Source organism: Pseudomonas cichorii, assembly GCF_003700275.1.
In the GTDB taxonomy this organism is placed as follows: domain Bacteria; phylum Pseudomonadota; class Gammaproteobacteria; order Pseudomonadales; family Pseudomonadaceae; genus Aquipseudomonas; species Aquipseudomonas cichorii_B.
This window is the reverse complement of the sequence record NZ_RBRE01000035.1, coordinates 1-20,343: the sequence shown is the minus strand read 5'-3', so window position 1 is coordinate 20,343 and position 20,343 is coordinate 1. Positions and strand designations below refer to the sequence as shown.

The following is a 20,343-nucleotide window of genomic DNA, read 5'->3' as shown; positions in this document are numbered from 1 at the left end:
TTCAGCACCGATCCCGGAATGGTGTCTGTCGAGGGAAATGGGGACAGTCGTGGACGTGGCACAGGGGCATGGAATGCGCCGCAATGTCCCCAATTGCGGTGACAGACAGCCCCGGCGGGCGGTGCTTACATGCTGGCGCAAAGCGTGCCGGTACGGGAGGTTTCTCGATCAGGCGCGACCCTCGATATCCATCGCCCGGGAGTTATGCATGAACCTTGAAACCAGCGCTTCGCCTGCCGACCTGCAGACGAAAAATACCGAGCCGCTGCACTGGCCGGACCGTCGCAGCGACGCCAAAGTCCGCCTTTCGCTGCTCGACCCTTCAGCCAGTCTTCCAGTAATGATCGAGCCGTCCGAAACAGGCCTGGATCCCCAGGCCTGGGCTGCGCAAAACCGCGAGAACATCGAGGCATTGCTGTGCCGTCACGGAGCAATACTGTTTCGCGGTTTCGGGCTAGACAGCGTGGCCCTGTTCGAGAGTTTTGCCGAGGCATTGTCGCCGGGGCTGCATGGCGGCTACGGCGATCTGCCGAAGAAGGAGGGTGGTCGCAACGTGTATCGCTCGACGCCTTACCCTGAGCGGGAAATGATCCTCTATCACAACGAAAGCTCGCACCTGGAAAGCTGGCCGCGCAAGCAGTGGTTCTACTGCGAATTGCCGTCGAAGGTCGGCGGAGCCACGCCACTGGTGGACATTCGTCAGATGCTGCTGCACCTGCCTGCCGAAGTGGTCGAGAAATTCGAGCGCAAGGCGCTGCGCTACAGCCGCACCTTCACCATGGGCGTGGAGCCCAGCTGGCAGAGTTTTTTCGGCACCGAGTTGCCCGAAGTGGCCGAAGCCCGTTGCCGTGAACAGGGCACTTCCTTCGAGTGGCTGGATGCCGACACCTTGCAGATCCACACCCATTGCCCGGCCGTCATTCAGCACCCGGTCACCGGCCAGTCGGCGTTTTTCAATCAGGTGCAATTGCATCACCCGTTTTGCCTGGGTGAGGAAATGCGCGAAGACCTGTTCGACATGTTTGGCGAAGACCGCATGCCGCGCATGGTCAGCTACGGCGACGGCACTCCGATCGAGGATGAGGTCATGGCGCTGCTTGGCGAGGCCTATGAGGCTTGCGCGGTACGCTTCCAGTGGCAAAAGGGTGATCTGGTCATGCTCGACAACATGCTCGTCGCGCATGCTCGCGATCCGTATGAAGAGCCACGTCTGATCGCGGTGGCAATGGGCGAGATGACCACGCGAGACGCGATCTGGCCGCGCCAGTAATGCGCGTGGTTTTGCGCGTTTGTACTCGGAGTCCGGGACAGCCGCAAGACAAGCCGTCCGTACACTGTTTCCCTGATTCGAGTGTTTTACCCGAGCGGATTTCAAGGGCCTCCATGCCAGCGATTCGTGATCGGTACTGCCATCTTGGCCCGTCCATGCAAGGATATTGAGCAATGAGCAACGAGCAAGAGAAAAAGCCCAGTCCGGGCTCGATCATGCGCCTGTTATGGCGCAGCCATCCCTGGCTGACCTTCTTTACCCTGATTACCGGTGTCATCAGCGGGGTCGCTTCGATTGCCGTGGTCAACGTGATCAACCAGGCGATCCATATGGAGGGTTCGCGTACCCATACGCTGTACTGGTTTATCGGCCTGAGTGCGGTCGCGTTCATCTTCCGCAATGCCGCAGCGTTCTTTCCGGCCTATGCCAGCATGCGCATCATGACCCGGCTGCGTATTGCCCTGTGCCGCAAGATCCTTGGCACGCCTCTCGAAGAAGTGGACAAGCGCGGACCGGCCAACGTGTTGACCATGCTTACCAATGACATCCCCCAGCTCAATACCACGCTGGTGGTGATGCCGACGGTGCTGGTCGAGTCGACGGTGTTCCTGTTCGGTATTGCCTATCTGGCATACCTGTCCTGGGTGGTGCTGGCGGTTACCCTGAGCCTGATGTTTGCCGGTGTGGTGCTGTATCTGTACTTCTTCAGCAGTGGGGTCAAGGTGTCGAGCCGGGTACGCGACGAGTTCACCTCGTTCAACGAATACACCCATGCACTGGTATTCGGCCTCAAGGAGCTCAAGCTCAACCGGATTCGCCGCAGCTGGTTCAGTCGCTCGGCCATCGATGCGTCCTCGACGCGGGTGGCGCGTTTCAACTTCATCGAGCGCGTCTGGTTCACGGCTGGTGACAATGTCGGGCAATTGACGCTGTCCGTGCTGCTGGGCTGTCTGCTGTTCGCCGCACCCAAGGTAGCGGTTCTCGACCCGGCCGTACTGACCGCCAGCGTCCTGGCCGTGCTCTATATCATGGGGCCGCTCTCGCTGCTGGTCACCGCCATGCCGATTCTGGCCCAGGGCCGGGTCGCCAGTACCCGCCTGGCGGAGTTTGGCTTCGGTATCAATGACCAGCATCCTCAAGTCGTGGAGGCCGAGACGCCCAAGCTGCTGCACTTCCCGCAGAAAGCCTGGAATACGATCTCGCTCCGGGGCGTGAAGATGGATTACCAGAATGCCGATGCCGGCTCCGGTTTCGCCCTCGGACCTGTGGACCTGGACGTTCATCCGGGCGAACTGATTTATATCGTCGGTGGCAACGGTTGCGGAAAAAGTACCCTGGCCAAGGTGTTGTGCGGTCTGTATATCCCGCGCGAGGGCCATGTGCAGCTCGACGGCGTGGACGTCAGCGACCGCAACCGCAGCGATTACCGGGACATGTTCTCGGCGGTGTTCTCCGACTTCCATCTGTTCAACCGCCTGATCGGTCCCGACGAGAAGGAGGCCAGCACCGCGCTGGCGCAGAAGTACCTGACCACTCTGGGACTGGCGGACAAGATCAAGATCGAGGGCAGCGGCTATTCGACGCTGAAAGCGCTTTCCTATGGCCAGCAGAAACGCCTGGCACTGGTCTGTGCCTATCTGGAAGACCGTCCGGTCTACGTTCTTGACGAGTGGGCCGCAGACCAGGATCCACCGTTCAAGCGGTTCTTCTACGAAGAATTGTTGCCCGATCTGAAACGACGCGGCAAGACGATTCTGATCATTACCCACGACGATCAGTACTTCCAGCTGGCCGACCGGATCATCAAGCTGGCCGACGGGCAGATCGTGTCCGATATCAATTGCGGGATTCGCGACAAGCAGGCCTGAGGCTTGTGGTTCTGGCCCGGCCATGATTGGCCGGGCTTTTTTTGGTTTGCAGAAAGAGAAAGGGTGTTTCGTTCGCGAATGAACTGGCTCCTCCCACACGATCAATTCGTCCCGTGAAACGGGGCCGTTCAACAGTGTGGGAGCGGACTCATCCGCGAAAATGTCGGACTCAATGCGCCTTGCAGGCCTGGGCAACTGAATCCTCGAAACGCTCCAGAACCATCCCCACTTCCTGTTCGCTGATGGTCAGCGCAGGCAGGAAGCGCAGTACGGCGCCGTGGCGTCCTCCGGTTTCGATGATCAGGCCATTCTCGAAGCAATTGAGCTTGATGGCGCGGGCCAGTTGCGAGTGGCCCGCGCCGGTGCGTCCTTTTTCGCGAGGGTGGGTAACCTCGACACCGAGCATCAGGCCACGGCCACGAACCTGCGCCAGTGCCGGGTAGCGTCGGGCAATGTCCTGCAGGCCGCTGGCGAGCAGTTCGCCGCGTGCTGCTGCCTGGGCTGCCAGGTTCTGCGACTGCACATGACGGATCGTCGCTGCGCCGGCCACCATCGCAATCTGGTTGCCGCGGAACGTACCGGCATGCATGCCGGCGCCCCAGGTATCCAGATGTTCGGCAAACACGATTACCGACAATGGATAGCCACCGCCAATCGCCTTGGACAGCACCAGGATGTCGGGAATCACGCCCGAGTGATCGATGGCGAAGGTGCTGCCGGTACGCCCCAGGCCGGTCTGCACTTCATCGATGATCAGCAGTATTTCCTGTTCCCGGGTGATTTCACGCAACTCGCGCAGCCAGTTCGCCGAAGCCGGAATACAGCCCCCTTCGCCCTGAATGACTTCGACGATCACCGCCGCGGGTTTCTGCACGCCGCCTTCGGGGTCGCTGAGGACCGTGCGGATGTACTCGATGGACAGTTGATCGGTCTGTGAGCCGTCGGTGCCAAACGGACAGCGCAACGCATAAGGAAAGGGCAGGAAATGCGTACCGGGGTTGACGGCTCCGGCATTGATCTTGGGCTTGAGGTTGCCCATTGCCGACAGGGCACCGGCGGTCATGCCGTGATAGCCGCCATGAAACGCCATCAGCGGGGTGCGCTGGGTGTAATGGCGCGCCAGCTTGATGGCTGCTTCCACGGCGTCCGAACCGCTGGGGCCGCAGAACAGGATCTTGCTGTTGTTGCGCATCGCTTCGGGAAGGGTCGAGAACAGGGCCTGGACGAATTCATGCTTGGCCGGTGTAGCCAGATCGAGCCCCTGTTGCAGTTGATCGGTATCCAGAAATTGCAGCACGGCCTCGCGGACTACCGCAGGGTTGTGGCCCAGGGCAAGGGTGCCGGCATTGGCCAGGCAATCGAGGTATTCCTGTCCCTGGTCGTCCTTGAGGCGTGAGCCATTGCCGCTGACGAACAGCCGCTGAAAGGTGGCCGCATACGTCCGTGCGTTGGATTCGACTTTTTTCAGATAGCTCAGCTCTTGCATAGTCGGTCACTCGTTTGCCTTGAGAAATGGCATCGGTACGAGGCGTTTGCACGGCTCGGGTGATGTGATCCCGATTTTGCTGCAGCGGTTATGGAGGGACAATTTCCCACGGGGCAATGTCCCCGCTTTCCGCGCCAGACAGTCATGGCGGCAAACGTTTCAATGACGCCGTGAAATGTAGTCGAGCGCCTGAGCAACGTCCGGGCATCAAGAGGACGCCATGGATATCTTCAGAGCGGCAGGGCAATGGTCACTGCCGATACTTTGTGCCCTGATCGCCAGTGGCTGTGTGATGGGACCCGACTATCGTCCCCCAGAGGTCAGATTGCCCACGCAATGGCAGGCACCCTTGCCGCATGATGCCAGCGTCAAGTCGCTGTCCGGCTGGTGGCAGCAATTCAACGATCCGCAACTGGAGCGTCTGTTGCAATGGGCCGAAGCCGACAGCCCGACGCTCGATCAGGCCTGGGCGAATATCGAGCAGGCGAGGGCGACACTGGCGGTGAGTGACGCCGATGCGGCTCCCAACCTGCAAGGCAATCTGTCGCGCAGTCGTACCGGCGAACGCCAGGACGGTGACAGTCAGTCTTACTCCAGCTCCTCGGCCGGTCTTGATGCTGCCTGGGAACTGGATCTGTTCGGCAAGTTTCGACGCAACCGCGAAGCGGCGAGCAATCGTATCCAGGCCCGGGTCGATGACTGGCATGACGCCCGGGTGTCACTGGCCGCCGAGGTGGCCGACGATTATGTACAGTTTCGCGGCTGCCAGCGGCTGGTCCTGACTTATGAACAGCAGCTCGACTCGCAGCGCCAGACCGCCGAATTGACCGGGCTGTCACTCAAGGCCGGCTTTACCGCTCCCGCCGACCTGGCCCTGACCCGGGCTTCGGCGGCCAGCAGCCAGTCGACCCTGATCAATCAGCGCAGCGAGTGCGATGTGCTGCTCAAGCAGTTGACCCGGTTGACCGGCACTGACGAGAGCCAGGTGCGTGCACTGTTGGGGCAGGCGCCTGCAATCCTTCCAGCGCCGGCCCGTCTGGGTGTGCATTCCATTCCGGCCGATCTGCTTCGCCAGCGTCCCGATCTGGCCTCGCGAGAGCGCGAACTGGCCGCTGCCAGCGCAGATATCGGCGTGGCCGAGGCGCAGCGCTGGCCAAGCCTGAGCCTTTCCGGTTCATTCGCCGTCGGTACCAGTAATGGACAGTTGCTGCGTAACTGGACAGTCGGTCCCTTGCTGTCACTGCCGCTGCTCGATGGCGGCCTTGGCCGCGCCACGGTGAAGAGTGCCGAGGCAGCCTACGATGCGGCCCTTGCGGCTTATCGACAGACACTGCGCACGTCCGTGAGCGAAGTCGAACAGGCACTGGTCCGGCTCGATGCCGCCCGCCGTCGGGAAGCCGATGTCGAGCGCGCCACTCAGGGTTATAGCGAATACTTTCAGGCCGTGGACAAATCCTGGCAGGCCGGCGGCGTGAGCATACTGGACCGGGAAGTTGCCCGGCGCTCGGCCCTCGATGCACAGATCGAACTGATCACCTTGCAGCAGGAACAGGTGCGCTACTGGATCGCTCTCTACAAGGCCCTGGGTGGCGGCTGGCAGGACACTCCTGATGGCCAGCCGCTTGCGCAGGCCGCGACGGGAGAACGATCTTGAGTCTCGCTCGTCGCAAGTGGATCTGGTTGCTGTTGGCGCTGGGTGTCGTGCTGGCGCTGGTGGCTGTGTTGCGCAATCGCAGCGAAGCTCCGGCGCTCGAACCTGCCACTAACCTCAGCAGCCTGAGTGTTGAAGTGGCCCGGGCGCAATGGCGGCCATGGCCTGATGAACTGTCGGCGAGCGGTCGGCTGTTGCCCTGGCAGGAAGCGCTGATCAGCGCAGAAACCGGCAGCCTGCGGATCGCCAGCATCAATGCCGATATCGGGGACCGGGTACGCAAGGGGCAGGTGTTGGCAACCCTGGCGCAGGACAGTCTGCTGGCCGAGCAGAGCAGACAGCAGGCGACGCTCGATCAGGCCCGGGCCAGTCTTCGCCAGGCACAATCCGATTTGCGTCGTGCCGAAGTGGTGGGCGTGACCGGGGTGTTGTCCGCGCAACAGAGCGAGCAGTACCGGATTGCCCTGGACACGGCAAAGGCCGAACTTGGGGTCGCGACCGCCGATATGCAGAGCATTCGCATCCGGATTGGCCAGACGCGGATTGTGGCGGTCGACGATGGCATCGTCTCATCGCGCACCGCACTGCTGGGCAGTGTGGTGGATGCCGGCACCGAACTGTTCCGCCTGGTACGCGAAGGACGGATCGAGTGGCAGGCCGAGCTGGATGCCAGGCAACTGACTCGCGTACAGCCGGGGCAGCACGCGCAGTTGATCTTGCCTGGCGGTCAGTCGGTGCAAGGCCAGGTTCGTCTGGTGTCGCCGATCCTCGACAACAATACCGGCCGGGCGCTGGTCTACGTGGCGCTTGCCGCGGACAGCGCTGCGCGCTCGGGCATGTATGCCAGCGGTCGTATCGAGCTTCCTGCCGAGCCGGCGCTGACGGTGCCGGACAGCGCCGTTTTTCTCCGTGACGGGCGCTCCTGGGTGTTCATCGTCGGAGCCGATAACCACGTTGCCCAGCGCCAGGTACAAATCGGACGGCGCCGGGACAAGGCTGTGGAGATCGTTTCCGGGCTAGACGAGCAGCAAACCATCGTGCGCTCCGGTGGCGCCTTCCTCAGTGACGGCGCGCAAGTCACGCCAGTGGCATCGGGAGGCAGCCAGCCATGACCTTGTCTTCCCTGTCGATCCGCTATCCGGTGCCGGCAATCATGCTGTTCATTCTGCTGGGTTTGCTGGGTTTCATCGGCTTGCAACGCTTGGGGATCCAGGATTTTCCTGATCTGGATCTGCCCACCGTAACTATCAGCGCATCCCTTGAAGGTGCAGCCCCCGAGCAACTGGAAACCGAGGTGGCCCGCAAGCTGGAGGACCGGCTTTCATCGCTGCGGTTGCTCAAGCATGTCACCACGACCATCACTTCCGGGGCTGTGCAGATCAATGTCAGCTTTGCCATCGAGAAGGATGGCAACGAGGCCCTTAACGAAGTGCGCAATGTGGTGGACAGCGCAATGGCGGAACTGCCCGCCAGCCTGGATACCCCCAGCGTCTCGCGCTTGACCCTGCATGACACGCCGGTGCTGACATATGTCATCGAGGCGCCGGGCATGGATGAAGAAGCGCTTTCGTGGTTTGTCGACAATGAATTGAGCAAGCACCTGCAGGAGGTCAGGGGCGTGGCGCAGGTGTTAAGGGTTGGCGGTGTCGAGCGCGAGGTCCAGGTCGATCTCGATCCGATGATGATGGCCGGTCTGGGACTGGGCGTTGCCGACGTCGAAACGCCACTCAAGGCCATGGAAATCGATAACTCCGGAGGCATGGCGGAGCTGGGCGGCGCGCGCATGGCGGTGCGGACCCTGGGTGGCATCGATGATCCGCAGGCGCTGGGCTCGATTGACGTGCCGGTAGGCAATGGTCGTTCGTTTGCACTGCACCAGTTGGCGACGATCCGTGACCATCATGCCGAGCGCCATTCGCTGGCCTATCTTGACGGCAAACCGGTGATCGGTGTTCAGGTGCTGCGTTCCCTGGGTTTTTCCGACGTCAGCATGGCCAACGAGATTCGTGCCGCGGTGACGGATTTCGTGGCCCGGCAGCACGGTATCAGCCTGACCGAGATCAGCGACAGCTCGGCTTCGGTGCTCGAAAACTATCATGACTCGATGAACCTGCTGTACGAGGGCATCCTGCTGGCGGTATTGGTGGTGTGGTGGTTCCTGCGTGATTTCCGGGCCATGCTGATCGTGGCCACTGCATTGCCGCTGTCGATCATTCCCACCTTTGGCCTGATGTATTTCGCCGGCTTCACCCTCAACACCGTTTCCCTGCTGGCCCTGGCGCTGATCATCGGCATTCTGGTGGACGATGCGATCGTCGAAGTGGAAAACATCGCTCGTCACCTGCGCATGGGCAAGAGCCCCCGCGAGGCCGCGATGGAGGCTGCGGACGAGATTGGTCTGGCGGTGATCGCCACCACTGTGACCCTGGTCGCGGTGTTCCTGCCCACCGCATTCATGGGTGGTGTTGCCGGCAAGCTGTTCGTGCAGTTCGGTATCACTGCTTCGGCGGCGCTGCTGTTCTCGTTGCTGGTGGCGCGTTTGCTGACGCCAATGATGGCTGCGGTATTTCTCAAGCCGGTGGCGCACGTCGAGGAAGATGGCTGGCTGATGCGCCGCTACCTGGTGTGGATTCACCGCAGCCTGGAATGGCGCAAGACCAGCATGGCGCTGGCCGGGCTGTTCTTTGCCGGCTCACTGGCGCTGATCGGTTTCCTGCCCACCAGCTTTCTGCCGGCCCAGGACATTGCCCGCTCCAGCATTACTCTGGAGTTGCCACCGGGGGCCACACTGGAGCAGACCGCCAGTCTGGCCCGCGATGCCAGCGAGCGACTGAAGTCACAACCGGGCATCGAACGCATCTTTGCAATGGCCGGAACCGCTGGCAGCGAAGCGGGCGATGGCGCGGCCGTCAACCAGGCGACGTTGACCGTGGAGCTGGCGCGCCGTCAGGATCGCGAACTCAGCCAGACCGAACTCGAAGCCCATATGCGCGATGCCTTGCGTTCGCTGCCGGGGGCGCGGATCAGTGTCGGTGGCAGTGGCAACGGCGAAAAACTCGATATCGTGCTGGCCAGCGATGACGGTGATCTGCTGGAGCGCACTGCGCTGGCTCTGGAGCCGCAACTGCGCCAGTTGAGTGGCGTCGGCAATATCACCTCCAGCGCTGCCTTGCAGGCGCCGGAGGTCCAGTTCAGGCCGGACTATACAAGGGCTGCGCAACTGGGCGTCACCAGTCAGCAGATTGCCGACACCTTGCGCCTGGCCACCTATGGCGATTATTCCTCGGCGCTGGGCAAGATCAACCTGTCACAGCGCCAGGTGAACCTCAGGGTACGCATGGAACCCGGTCTGCGCGGCGATCTGGAGCGCATTGGCCAGTTGCGGGTCACCGGCCGCGATGGTCAGGTCGCCCTGGCATCCCTGGGCGAATTGAGTACCGGCAGCGGGCCGGCCCAGATCGATCGCCTGGACCGACAGCGCTACGTCACGCTGTCCGTCGAACTCAATGGCCGCAGCCTGGGCGAAGTGATGAATCAGGCTCGTCAGTTGCCGGGCCTGGCGCAGTTGCCTGCCGGGGTCCGGCTGGTGGAGCAGGGCGAAGTACAGTTGATGAGCGAACTGTTCGGCAGCTTTGGCCTGACCATGGCCATCGGCGTGTTCTGCATCTATGCCGTGCTGGTGCTCTTGTTCCATGACTTCCTGCAACCGGCGACCATCCTGTCCGCGCTACCGCTTTCTCTGGGCGGCGCGCTGCTCGGACTGCTGGCCTGCGACCTGAGTTTTTCCCTGTCTTCGGTCATCGGGCTGTTGATGCTGATGGGCATCGTGACCAAGAACTCGATCCTGCTGGTGGACTACGCGATTCTCGCCCGCCGCGATTTCGGCATGAGCCGCTACGACGCGCTGCTCGATGCCTGCCACAAACGTGCACGGCCAATCCTCATGACCACCATCGCCATGGGTGCAGGAATGCTGCCGACCGCCATTGGCGTGGGTGCCGACCCGGGATTCAGGCAGCCCATGGCAGTGGTGGTGATCGGTGGGCTGCTGACTTCGACCGTACTCAGCCTGCTGGTGATTCCGGTGATTTTCACCTACGTGGACGATCTGTTGCAGCTCTTCAAGCGTGTGACCAGGCGTTTGCATCCGCCACAACACAGCTGAAACGCGCAGGCAGATTCGCGGTTTTAACCAAAGTTGCAAAGTCGAATGAGGGTATCAACATGGGTGGTTCAATCTTCCTGACACTGCTGGCCGTGCTCGCAGTTCCCGGGCCGACCAACTCGCTATTGTTCCAGACAGGCATGAACCGGGGTTTCAATGCCCGCTCATTGCAATGGGTGGCAGCCGAGTGGCTGGCTTACGTGGTTCAGATCACGGCCTGGGGCCTGACTCTGGATCGGGTCGCCCGCGACTATCCCTGGGTAGCGACCCTGAGCAAGGCATTTGCGGTGTGCTTCCTGTTCTATATCGCGCTGAAGCTGTGGGCCATGGCGCGTAGCGGTCACAGTGATGGCGGGCAGGGCGATCAGCCCGGGCTTTCACCGACGGGGTTGTTCGTCGCCACGCTGAGCAATCCCAAGGGCCTGTTCTTTGCCTCGTTCGTGGCACCAGCCGGCACCTTTCTCGATAGCGCGGACTATCTGGCGTTCATGAGTGCCTTTACCGCCGTGGTACTGCCGGTCGGTTCTGCCTGGGTGATCTTCGGTGCCTGTTTCGGCAGCCGGTTGAATTCACCGCGTTCGTCGCGCCTGCTGAACAAGGGTGTTTCCATGGTGATCGGCCTGTTTGCGACAGGCCTGCTTTATAACCTGGCTTCGCATTCGTTTACGGTGTGACGTCGGTATGTTCGCGAATGAATTGACTCCTGCCCGAACATGCGGGAGCGAATTCATTCGTGAACATATTTTAACGGAGGAAGGGGGGTATAACGGCGGGAAGTAAATTTATTCAATAAAAGGCGACATTCATGTTGTTCTAATGTGTCGCCCTGGATTATTCGGCTGCAACCGGATGTTCCGGATTCTGCGCACGGATCAATGAATTCGCTGCATAGAATCCCAGCACTCTTCGACTTTTAGCACGGTATTCACAAGCCACCAGTGATGAAGCGGGCAGCGATTCTGCGGCCTCGTCCTTTATCACCTGCATTTTTCTGCCTCCAGAGCGCAGACGCACGTATTCACCGGGTTCAAAGCTGTTCATGTCATGGTCCTTTGCGCGTGGAACTGCTCAAACGTTACTTGCACGCCTGTATTCGAGCACTGCAGGAATCGGTTGTCTGTGGTGAAAAGAAGGGACAAGCCACGCATATTGCCAACTTGTCCGGTACGTCCTGTTTCTTGTCCGGGTATCAAGTGACATACATGTACCGGACCGCCTGATTACAGTTCCCCTCATGTACATGGAACCGCTCATGTAACGGTTTCCCTGCGTCTTTTAAATGGCCACCGAACACCTCCCGGAAACTGCTCCACAAGAGCCGATTCCAGAACTATTCGAGACAGAACATATGACATCTTTTGCTGGAAACAAGGCGGTCAAGTGGGTGGCGGATCGGGTATCCAGTCGTTGCGTCATTCAAGGAGTCGCCGCATGAACCAGTCCCTTTCCGTGCCGAACACTTTTCCCCTCAGCGCAGCCCAGCGCGATATCTGGCTGCATCAGACGGTGCGCAGTGAAATCCCGCTCTACAACATCGGCGGCTACACCGTTATCGAGGGGCATGTCGACGCCGAGCGCCTGCAGCGCGCTGTAGACCAGATGGTTCGCAGGCACGATGCGTTGCGGATGGTGCTGTTGCACGGATTGGGCGACGACGGTCTGCCAGTACAGACTTTTGCCGACGACTTGCCATTGCATATGTCGTTGCACGATTTATCCATGGAGGACGAGCCCGAAGCCGCTGCGCTGGCATTCGTCCAGGCCCGCAACCGCGAGCCGTTCGCTCTGGATGGCGCGCCACTGGTGCGTCTGCAACTGCTCAGGATCAGCGAGCACCTGAGCTATCTGGGAATCCAGGCGCACCACATCGTGATCGATGGCTGGGGCATTGCGCTGTTGCTCAAGGAACTGGGCGAGCTGTATGGCGCCGGGCATGGCCCGTCTGACGACACGCCGGCTCCGTCCTACGCTCACTATATTCAGGACGACATCGCCTACCGCGACTCGCAACGCTACACCCGCGACCAGGATTACTGGCTGGACAAATACCGCGACGTTCCGGAGCCGCTGTTCGAGCCACGACATCGGGCGCGACATGCCGGACTGGCGCCCGGTGGCCATGTTTCGCGGCGTTATCCGGCCACGCTGCTCGAACGTATCGACCGCATCGCCGAGCCTCGCCAGTGCACTCGTTTCCAGGTGCTGATGGCAGCGCTCTATGTGTATTTCATGCGCACCTCCCGGCGTGATGAGCTGGTGGTCGGTCTGCCGGTCCTCAACCGCTCCAATGCGAATTTCCGCAATACCATTGGCCTGTTTACCCAGGTCAGCGCCGTGCGCCTGCAGTTCGACGCCGCATTGAGTTTTGGTGAGCTGGTCATTGAGGTGGCGCGGGCGCTCAAGCAGGATTACCGCAACCAGCGTTTCCCGCTGAGTGACATGAACCGTTCGCTGGGCTTGCTGCGCGATGGGCGTGATCAGGTTTTCGATCTGTCGGTTTCCTATGAGGTGAGCGATCACCGCCTGACTTTCGGTGACGCGGTTGCCTATTCGGTCAAATGCGCCAACGGTAACGAGCAGACGCCGCTGTCCCTGCATATCCGCTCCAATCCGCACACCGACGAAGTCTGGCTGGAATACATCTACAACGAAGGGTTTTTCCAGGCCGAGGAAGTCGAGAGCCTTGCCGAACGTTTCATGCACCTGCTGGAGCAGGGGCTGCAGGATCCGCAACTGCCGGTGCACGGCTTCACTCTGCCAACCCCGGCCGAGGCGCAACTGCTTGAGGCCTGGAACCGTGACCAGCCGGTGGCAGACGATTGCCTGACCCTGCATGCCTGTTTCGAGGCCCAGGTCGAGGCTCATCCCGATGCCGTGGCGTTGCTGCACGAAGGGCAGGCCATCAGCTATTCCCGACTCAATGCGCAGGCCAACCAGGTCGCGCATCGTTTGCGCCAACTGGGTATCGGACCTGATGACCGGGTCGGCATCTGTGTCGAACGTGGTCCACGGATGATCATCGGCCTGCTGGGCATTCTCAAGGCCGGCGCCGGTTATGTACCGCTGGATCCGGCTTATCCGGTGGAACGCCTGGCATTCATGCTGGGCGACAGCGCACCGTTGGCGTTATTGACCGAGTCAGCACATCTGCAGCATCTGCCGGAGCAGGACGTTCCGGTCCTGCTGCTTGACCAGCCCGAGGCTTGCGGCTTTACCGAACAGTCTGAAGCAAACCCGCAGGTCGCCGGACTTGAGCCACGGCACCTGGCTTATGTGATCTATACCTCCGGCTCCACCGGGCAGCCCAAGGGCGTGCTGGTCGAACATCGCAACGTGATGCGCCTGTTCTCGGCGACCCGTTGCTGGTTCGATTTCACTGCCGATGATGTCTGGGCGCTGTTTCACTCGTTTGCCTTCGATTTCTCGGTCTGGGAAATCTGGGGCGCTCTGCTGCATGGCGGCAAACTGTTGCTGGTGCCGCAACTGACCAGCCGTTCGCCACAGGCCTGTTATGAGCTGCTGTGCGACAGCGGCGTGACGGTGTTGAACCAGACGCCAAGTGCGTTCCGCCAGTTGATCGCGGCCCAGGGCGAAAGCTCGCAGGTGCATTCATTGCGTCAGGTGATCTTCGGCGGCGAAGCCCTGGATACCAGTATTCTCAAGCCGTGGTATGCGCGCCAGGCGAATGCTGACACTCAGCTGTTCAACATGTATGGCATCACCGAAACCACCGTCCACGTGACCTGCCATCCATTGAGCAAGGCCGATGTCGACGGTGCTGTCAGCCCCATCGGCAAACGTATTCCGGATCTGCGCCTGTACCTGCTCGATGGCCACGGCCAGCCGGTACCTCCCGGTGTGGTTGCCGAGCTGTATGTCGGCGGTGCCGGTGTCGCGCGCGGTTATCTGAACCGTGCCGAACTGAATGCCGAGCGCTTCCTGAGCGATCCCTTCGATGCCACACCGGGTGCGCGGATGTATCGCACCGGCGATCTGGCCCGCTGGACCACAGATGGTAACCTCGACTATCTCGGGCGCAATGACGATCAGGTAAAGATTCGTGGCTTCCGCATCGAGCTGGGCGAGATCGAAAGTCGTCTGGCAGCCTGTGCCGGGGTTCGTGAAGCTGTAGTGATCGCGCGTCAGGACGAGCCGGGCGACAAGCGCCTGGTGGGCTACCTGATCGCCGAACCCGGCCAGGCCCCAACGGCGGCCGAACTGCGCGCCGAACTGCTGGAAAACCTGGCCGATTACATGGTGCCGGGCGCCTTTGTGCTGCTGCCGGCATTTCCCCTGACCACCAATGGCAAACTCGACCGCAAGGCACTGCCAGCGCCTGACGCCAGCGCCTATGCCCGGCGTGAATACGAGGCGCCGCAAGGTTCAGTGGAAACGCTGCTGGCCGGCCTGTGGAGCGAACTGCTGGGTGTCGAGCGGGTCAGTCGCCATGACCAGTTCTTTGAGCTGGGCGGCGATTCGTTGCTGGCGGTCAAGCTGATCGAACGCATGCGCGATACCGGCCTGAACGTCGATGTGCGAGTGCTGTTCGGTCAGCCCACGTTGTCGGGGCTGGCTGCAACTGCGGGTTCGGGGCGCAATGTAGTTGTGCCGGACAATCTTATCGAGCCGGGCGTACAACGCATTACCCCTGAGATGCTGCCGCTGACACGCCTGAATCAGGAACAGATCGATGCCGTGGTAGCCGGCGTGCCTGGCGGCGTGGCCAATGTCCAGGACATCTATGCCCTGGTGCCATTGCAGGAAGGCATTCTCTATCACCATTTGTCGACGGCCGAAGGCGATCCCTATCTGCTGCAGGGCACGCTGCGCATGGACAGCCGCGTTCATGTCGACGCCTTCGTCCAGGCCCTGCAAGCCGTGGTGGAGCGTCACGATATCCTGCGCACCTCGATTGCCTGGGAAGGCCTCGACGAGCCGGTGCAGGTAGTCTGGCGCGAAGCGCCGTTGCGGGTTGTGGAGCATCAACTGCAGGCGGGCGAGGGCGATATCGCCGCTCAGTTGCAGGTCTTGCTCGACCCACGGCATATGCGTTTCGACCTGCGCCAGGCACCCCTGATGGAGCTGCATCTGGCCGAAGACCTCGCCCGTGGCGGCTGGGTCGCGGTGATTCTGTTCCATCACCTGATCGACGATGCCACCTCACTGCGTATTCTGGGCACGGAAATCGAGGCCCACATTGCCGGACGCAGCGCCGGATTGCCGGCTTCGGTGCCGTATCGCAACTATGTTGCGCAATCACGCCTGGGCATCAGCCGCGAAGAGCACGAAGCCTTTTTCCAGGCCGCGCTGGGCGATGTGGACGAACCGACATTGCCGTTCGGTCTGCAGGACCTGCAGGGCGACGGCAGTGCCATCGAGCAGGCGGTACTGGCGCTTGATGCCCGGCTCGGCCAGCGCCTGCGCGCTCATGCCCGCAGCCTGGGGGTCAGTAATGCCAGTCTGCATCACCTGGCCTGGGCTCAGGTGGTGGGACGCTTGTCGGGCCGCGAGGACGTGGTGTTCGGCACGGTCCTGATGGGCCGCTTGCAAGGTGGTCAGGATGCCGAGCGTGCTCTGGGCATGTTCATCAATACCCTGCCGCTGCGAGTGCCGGCCCGTGGGCCGAGTGTCAGGGCCGCAGCGCGAGCCACCCATGACCGGCTGGCGGCCTTGCTCGGGCACGAGCATGCACCGTTGGCCCTGGCGCAGCGCTGCAGCGGGGTTGCAGCGCCGACGCCTCTGTTCAGTGCCTTGCTCAACTATCGCCATGCAGCGGTCGGCGCCGGTGCCACCGGCTTGCAATGGGCGGGTTTCGAGCTGGCAGGCGGTGAGGAGCGCACCAACTATCCACTGTCGCTTTCGGTCGACGATCTGGGCGATGCCTTCAGCCTGACTGTGCAGGTCGTGCCGGGAATCGGCGCGCAGCGCATTGTCGACTATATGGGCGTAGTACTGGCCGAACTGGCCGATGTACTCGACCGGGACAGCGAGGTTGCCCTGCAAGACCTGGTGTTCATGCCGGACGCCGAGCGTCAGCAGTTGCTGCATGGTTTCAATGCCTGCGAACAGGCTTTTGCCGCAGATCTGCTGGTGCATCAACTGTTCGAGGCCCGGGCCGGGCAACAGCCTGATGCACTGGCGGTGACTTTCGAGCATCAGCAGGTGAGCTACGGTGAGTTGAATCGCCAGGCCAACCGCATCGCCCATCGTTTACTGGAACTGGGCGTCGGTTTCGACGACCGGGTCGCGATCTGTTGTCGCCGCAGCCCGGAAATGATCGCGGGCCTGTTGGGGATTCTCAAGGCCGGGGCTGGCTATGTACCGCTCGATCCGGACTACCCGGCAGAGCGCCTGGATTACATGCTGCGCGACAGCGCGCCCAAAGCCGTGATCAGTCAGGCCGCTCTGGCCGGGCTGTTCAGTGATTCGAGCGTGCCGGCCGTGCTGCTCGACGGCCTGGCCGAAGGTGCAGAAGAGTTCTGCCGTCAACCGGACCACAACCCGCAATTGACGACCCGCGGGCATCGCCCGGAACATTTGGCCTACGTCATCTACACCTCCGGTTCCACCGGCCAGCCCAAGGGCGTGGCGATGCCCCACGGGCCGCTGGTCAACCTGATGCACTGGCAACTCGCCGAGGGCATCAAGAGTGGCAACATCGCCCCGGCGACCGTGCAGTTCGCAGCGCTGGGTTTCGATGTTGCCTTTCAGGAGATCTTCAGCACGCTGTGCGCCGGCGCGCCGCTGTCGTTGATCCATGCCGACACCCGGCTGGACCTGCGCAAGCTGTACCAGCACCTGTGCGATGCACGCATCGAACGCCTGTACCTGCCGTGCATCGCCTTGCAGGCCCTGGCCGAAGCGCTGATCGATTATCCGGTACTGCGCGAGCAAACCTGCGTCTTGCGCGAAGTCATCACTGCCGGTGAGCAGTTGCGCATTACGGCGCCGATTCGCGCGCTTTTCGAGCACTTGCCCGAATGTCGCCTGCACAACCATTACGGCCCGACTGAGTCGCACGTCACCACGGCGTTGACCTTGCCGGCGAACGTCGCCGACTGGCCAACCCTGCCGGCTATCGGCGTGCCGGTGGCCAACACCCGGATTTACCTGCTTGACGCCCGGTTCCAGCCAGTGCCGGTTGGTGTTGCGGGCGAGATCTATATCGGCGGTGTCTGTGTCGCTCGCGGTTATCTGAACCGTGACGAGCTGACGGCCGATCGCTTCCTGAGCGATCCCTTTGTAGCCAGTGGCCGCCTGTACAAGACCGGTGACCTGGGTTGCCGCAGCGCCGATGGCGTGATCGAATATCTGGGCCGTAACGATGACCAGATCAAGATCCGCGGTTTCCGGGTCGAGCTGGGTGAAATCGAGTCCTGCCTGACCGATCACCTGGCCGTGCGCGATGCGGTGGTCCTGGCTCGCGAGGACCATCCCGGCGACAAGCGACTGGTCGCCTATTTCACTGCGCAGGCGGGTCAGCACAAGGCGTCTGCCGATCTGTTGCGCAGCCATTTGCAGGCTCGCCTGCCGGATTACATGATCCCGGCTGCCTATGTCGAGCTGGAAAGGATGCCGGTATCGGCCAACGGCAAGCTGGATCGTCGGGCATTGCCCGCGCCGGATGCCATGGCATTCATCAGCCAGGCTTATGAAGCACCACGGGGCGCCATCGAAAGCACATTGGCCAGCCTCTGGTCGCAGGTGCTGGGTGTCGCCCGGGTCGGTCGTCATGACCATTTCTTCGAGCTGGGTGGTCATTCGCTGCTGGCGGTAAAACTGATTGAACGCATGCGCCAGCTTGAGCTGGATGCCGATGTTCGCGTGCTGTTCAGCCAGCCGACCCTGTCGGCCCTGGCGGCAGCAGTGGGCGGCGTCGAGGAAGCGCTACAGATTCCGGACAATGGCATTCCCCAAGGCTGCGAACAGATCACCTCGGCGATGCTGACTTTGCTGGAACTGCCGCAGAATGACGTCGACCGGATAGTCGCCGCCATACCGGGTGGCGCAGCCAATATTCAGGATATCTACCCGCTGGCACCCTTGCAGGAAGGGATTCTCTACCACCACATGTCTGCCGAGCAGGGTGATCCGTACCTGCTGCAGGCGGCCTTTGCCATGCACAGCCGGGCCCAGCTCGACAGTTTCATCGCGGCGCTGCAAAGCGTCATCGACCGCCATGACATTCTGCGCACCGCCCTGGTCTGGGATGCGCTGGAGCAGCCGGTGCAAGTGGTGTTGCGCCAGGCCCGGTTGATCGTCGAAACCCTGGAACTTGATGCGTCTGGCGGTGATATCGCCCAGCAATTGCAGACGTTGTTCGACCCGCGTGACCGGCGTCTCGACCTCGGGCAGGCACCGCTGATGCGTATGGCCTGCGCCCATGATGAGCCGAACCAGCGCTGGATCGCAGTCCTGCTGTTCCACCATATCGCGCTGGACCATACCGCGCTGGAAGTGATGCAGCATGAAATGCAGCTCGCATTGCATGGCGAACTGAGTGGACTCGATGCCCCGATGCCTTACCGCCGCTATGTTGCCCAGGCCCGGATGGCCGTCAGCCAGGCGGCTCATGAAAGCTTCTTCCGCGAAATGCTGGGCGATGTCGAGGAACCGACCTTGCCGCTTGGCCTTCAGCAGGTCCAGGGCGACGGTCGTGGTGTCGAGGAGTGTCGGTTCAGGCTCGATTCGGTATTGAGCGCACGCTTGCGTGTCCTGTCTCGCAAGCTCGGGGTAAGCCCGGCGAGCCTGCACCATCTGGCCTGGGCGCAGGTGGTGGGCAATCTGTCAGGGCGCAGCGATGTAGTCTTCGGTACGGTGCTGCTGGGTCGCATGCAGAGCGGCAACGGTGCCGAGCGAGCGCTGGGGATGTTCATCAACACACTGCCGGTGCGCGTTGCCCTGGGTAGTGTTACTGCCAGCCAGGGCGTTCGCCAGATCCATGCACGGCTGACAGCGCTGCTCGGCCACGAGCATGCCTCGCTGGCCCTGGCCCAGCGGTGCAGCGGCGTACCGGCTTCCATGCCGCTATTCAGCGCCTTGCTCAACTATCGTCACAGCCCGGTGCTTGATGACGAAGAAGTCGAGCGCTGGGGTGGTGCCCAGGTGCTGGAAGTGATGGAGCGGACCAACTATCCGTTCATGATGTCGGTGGATGATCTGGGCGAGGGCTTCCAGCTCACGGTACAGACCGTGGCGGCGATTGCCGCGCAGCGGGTCGCAGGTTATATGAATACCGCGTTGCAAAGCCTGGCCGAAGCGCTGGAGTCGACCCCCGATCTGCCGCTGCACGCGCTGCATATACTGCCTGCTGAAGAGCGTGACGAGGTGATCCGTGGTTTCAATGCCACGGCTGCGGAGTATCCGCTGGAGCAGACGGTTCATGGCCTGTTCGAGGCGCAGGTCGAGCGTACGCCGGATGCCGTGGCTGTGGTGCATGGCGATTTGCGCTTGAGTTATGCCGAACTGAACCAGCGTGCCAACCGTCTGGCTCATCACTTACGCAGTCAGGGCGTGATACCGGATTCGCGGGTGGCGATCTGTGTCGAGCGCGGAATCGAGATGGTGGTCGGGCTGCTGGCGATCATGAAGGCGGGCGGCGGTTATGTTCCGCTGGACCCGGCTTATCCGCTGGAGCGGATTGCTTATATGGTGCAGGACAGTGCTCCGGCAGCGGTATTGGCACAGACCTCTACGCTGGAACTGCTGTCGGCGGCTTCGGTGCCTCTGGTTAATCTGGATGAGGAAGTCTGGCAGGATCAATCCGTCTCCAATCCAGTGATTGCAGAGCTGACATCGGCGCATCTGGCCTATGTGATCTACACCTCGGGTTCGACCGGACTGCCCAAAGGCGTGATGATCGAACACCGCAATACGGTCAACTTTCTGACCTGGGCGCAGCAG

At 61.6% G+C, this 20,343-nt stretch carries 9 protein-coding genes; 7 read left to right on the top strand and 2 right to left on the bottom strand.

Annotation, left to right across the window (positions count from 1 at the left end; all coding sequences use genetic code 11):
• The first annotated feature begins 208 nt into the window (after positions 1-208).
• Positions 209-1,270: a TauD/TfdA family dioxygenase gene (locus ALQ04_RS08075; RefSeq protein WP_122315234.1), complete on the top strand. Its 1,062-nt coding sequence runs from the start codon at positions 209-211 to the stop codon at positions 1,268-1,270.
• A 173-nt stretch (positions 1,271-1,443) separates the two neighbouring features.
• Positions 1,444-3,138, top strand: coding sequence for a cyclic peptide export ABC transporter (locus ALQ04_RS08070; protein WP_122315233.1), 1,695 nt, complete (start codon positions 1,444-1,446; stop codon positions 3,136-3,138).
• A 169-nt stretch (positions 3,139-3,307) separates the two neighbouring features.
• Here ALQ04_RS08070 and ALQ04_RS08065 read toward each other — a convergent pair whose 3' ends face one another.
• A complete protein-coding gene (locus tag ALQ04_RS08065; protein ID WP_122315232.1) occupies positions 3,308-4,624 on the bottom strand; it encodes a diaminobutyrate--2-oxoglutarate transaminase family protein in 1,317 nt (438 codons plus the stop codon).
• Between the two features lie 220 nt (positions 4,625-4,844).
• Between ALQ04_RS08065 and ALQ04_RS08060 the strand changes: the two genes are divergently transcribed.
• From ALQ04_RS08060 to ALQ04_RS08045, 4 genes are read left to right on the top strand one after another with little or no spacing between them, the layout of a single operon-like run.
• The gene (locus ALQ04_RS08060; RefSeq protein WP_122315231.1) at positions 4,845-6,278 is read left to right on the top strand and encodes an efflux transporter outer membrane subunit; all 1,434 of its coding nucleotides are present in this window, start codon (positions 4,845-4,847) and stop codon (positions 6,276-6,278) included.
• Positions 6,275-7,387 (top strand): efflux RND transporter periplasmic adaptor subunit, encoded by a 1,113-nt coding sequence (locus ALQ04_RS08055; protein ID WP_409077242.1) that lies wholly within the window; start codon positions 6,275-6,277, stop codon positions 7,385-7,387. Before ALQ04_RS08060 ends, ALQ04_RS08055 begins: the two co-directional genes overlap by 4 nt.
• Positions 7,384-10,440: an efflux RND transporter permease subunit gene (locus ALQ04_RS08050; protein ID WP_122315230.1), complete on the top strand. Its 3,057-nt coding sequence runs from the start codon at positions 7,384-7,386 to the stop codon at positions 10,438-10,440. The genes ALQ04_RS08055 and ALQ04_RS08050 overlap by 4 nt, the downstream gene beginning before the upstream one ends.
• 59 nt (positions 10,441-10,499) lie before the next feature.
• Positions 10,500-11,114 (top strand): LysE family translocator, encoded by a 615-nt coding sequence (locus ALQ04_RS08045; protein ID WP_122315229.1) that lies wholly within the window; start codon positions 10,500-10,502, stop codon positions 11,112-11,114.
• A 157-nt stretch (positions 11,115-11,271) separates the two neighbouring features.
• On the opposite strand, the gene ALQ04_RS08040 is transcribed toward ALQ04_RS08045, so the two are convergent.
• Positions 11,272-11,481: a hypothetical protein gene (locus ALQ04_RS08040; protein WP_122315228.1), complete on the bottom strand. Its 210-nt coding sequence runs from the start codon at positions 11,479-11,481 to the stop codon at positions 11,272-11,274.
• A gap of 390 nt (positions 11,482-11,871) precedes the next feature.
• Between ALQ04_RS08040 and ALQ04_RS08035 the strand changes: the two genes are divergently transcribed.
• Positions 11,872-20,343: non-ribosomal peptide synthetase (locus ALQ04_RS08035; RefSeq protein ID WP_122315227.1), on the top strand; the 8,472-nt coding region annotated here is incomplete at its 3' end.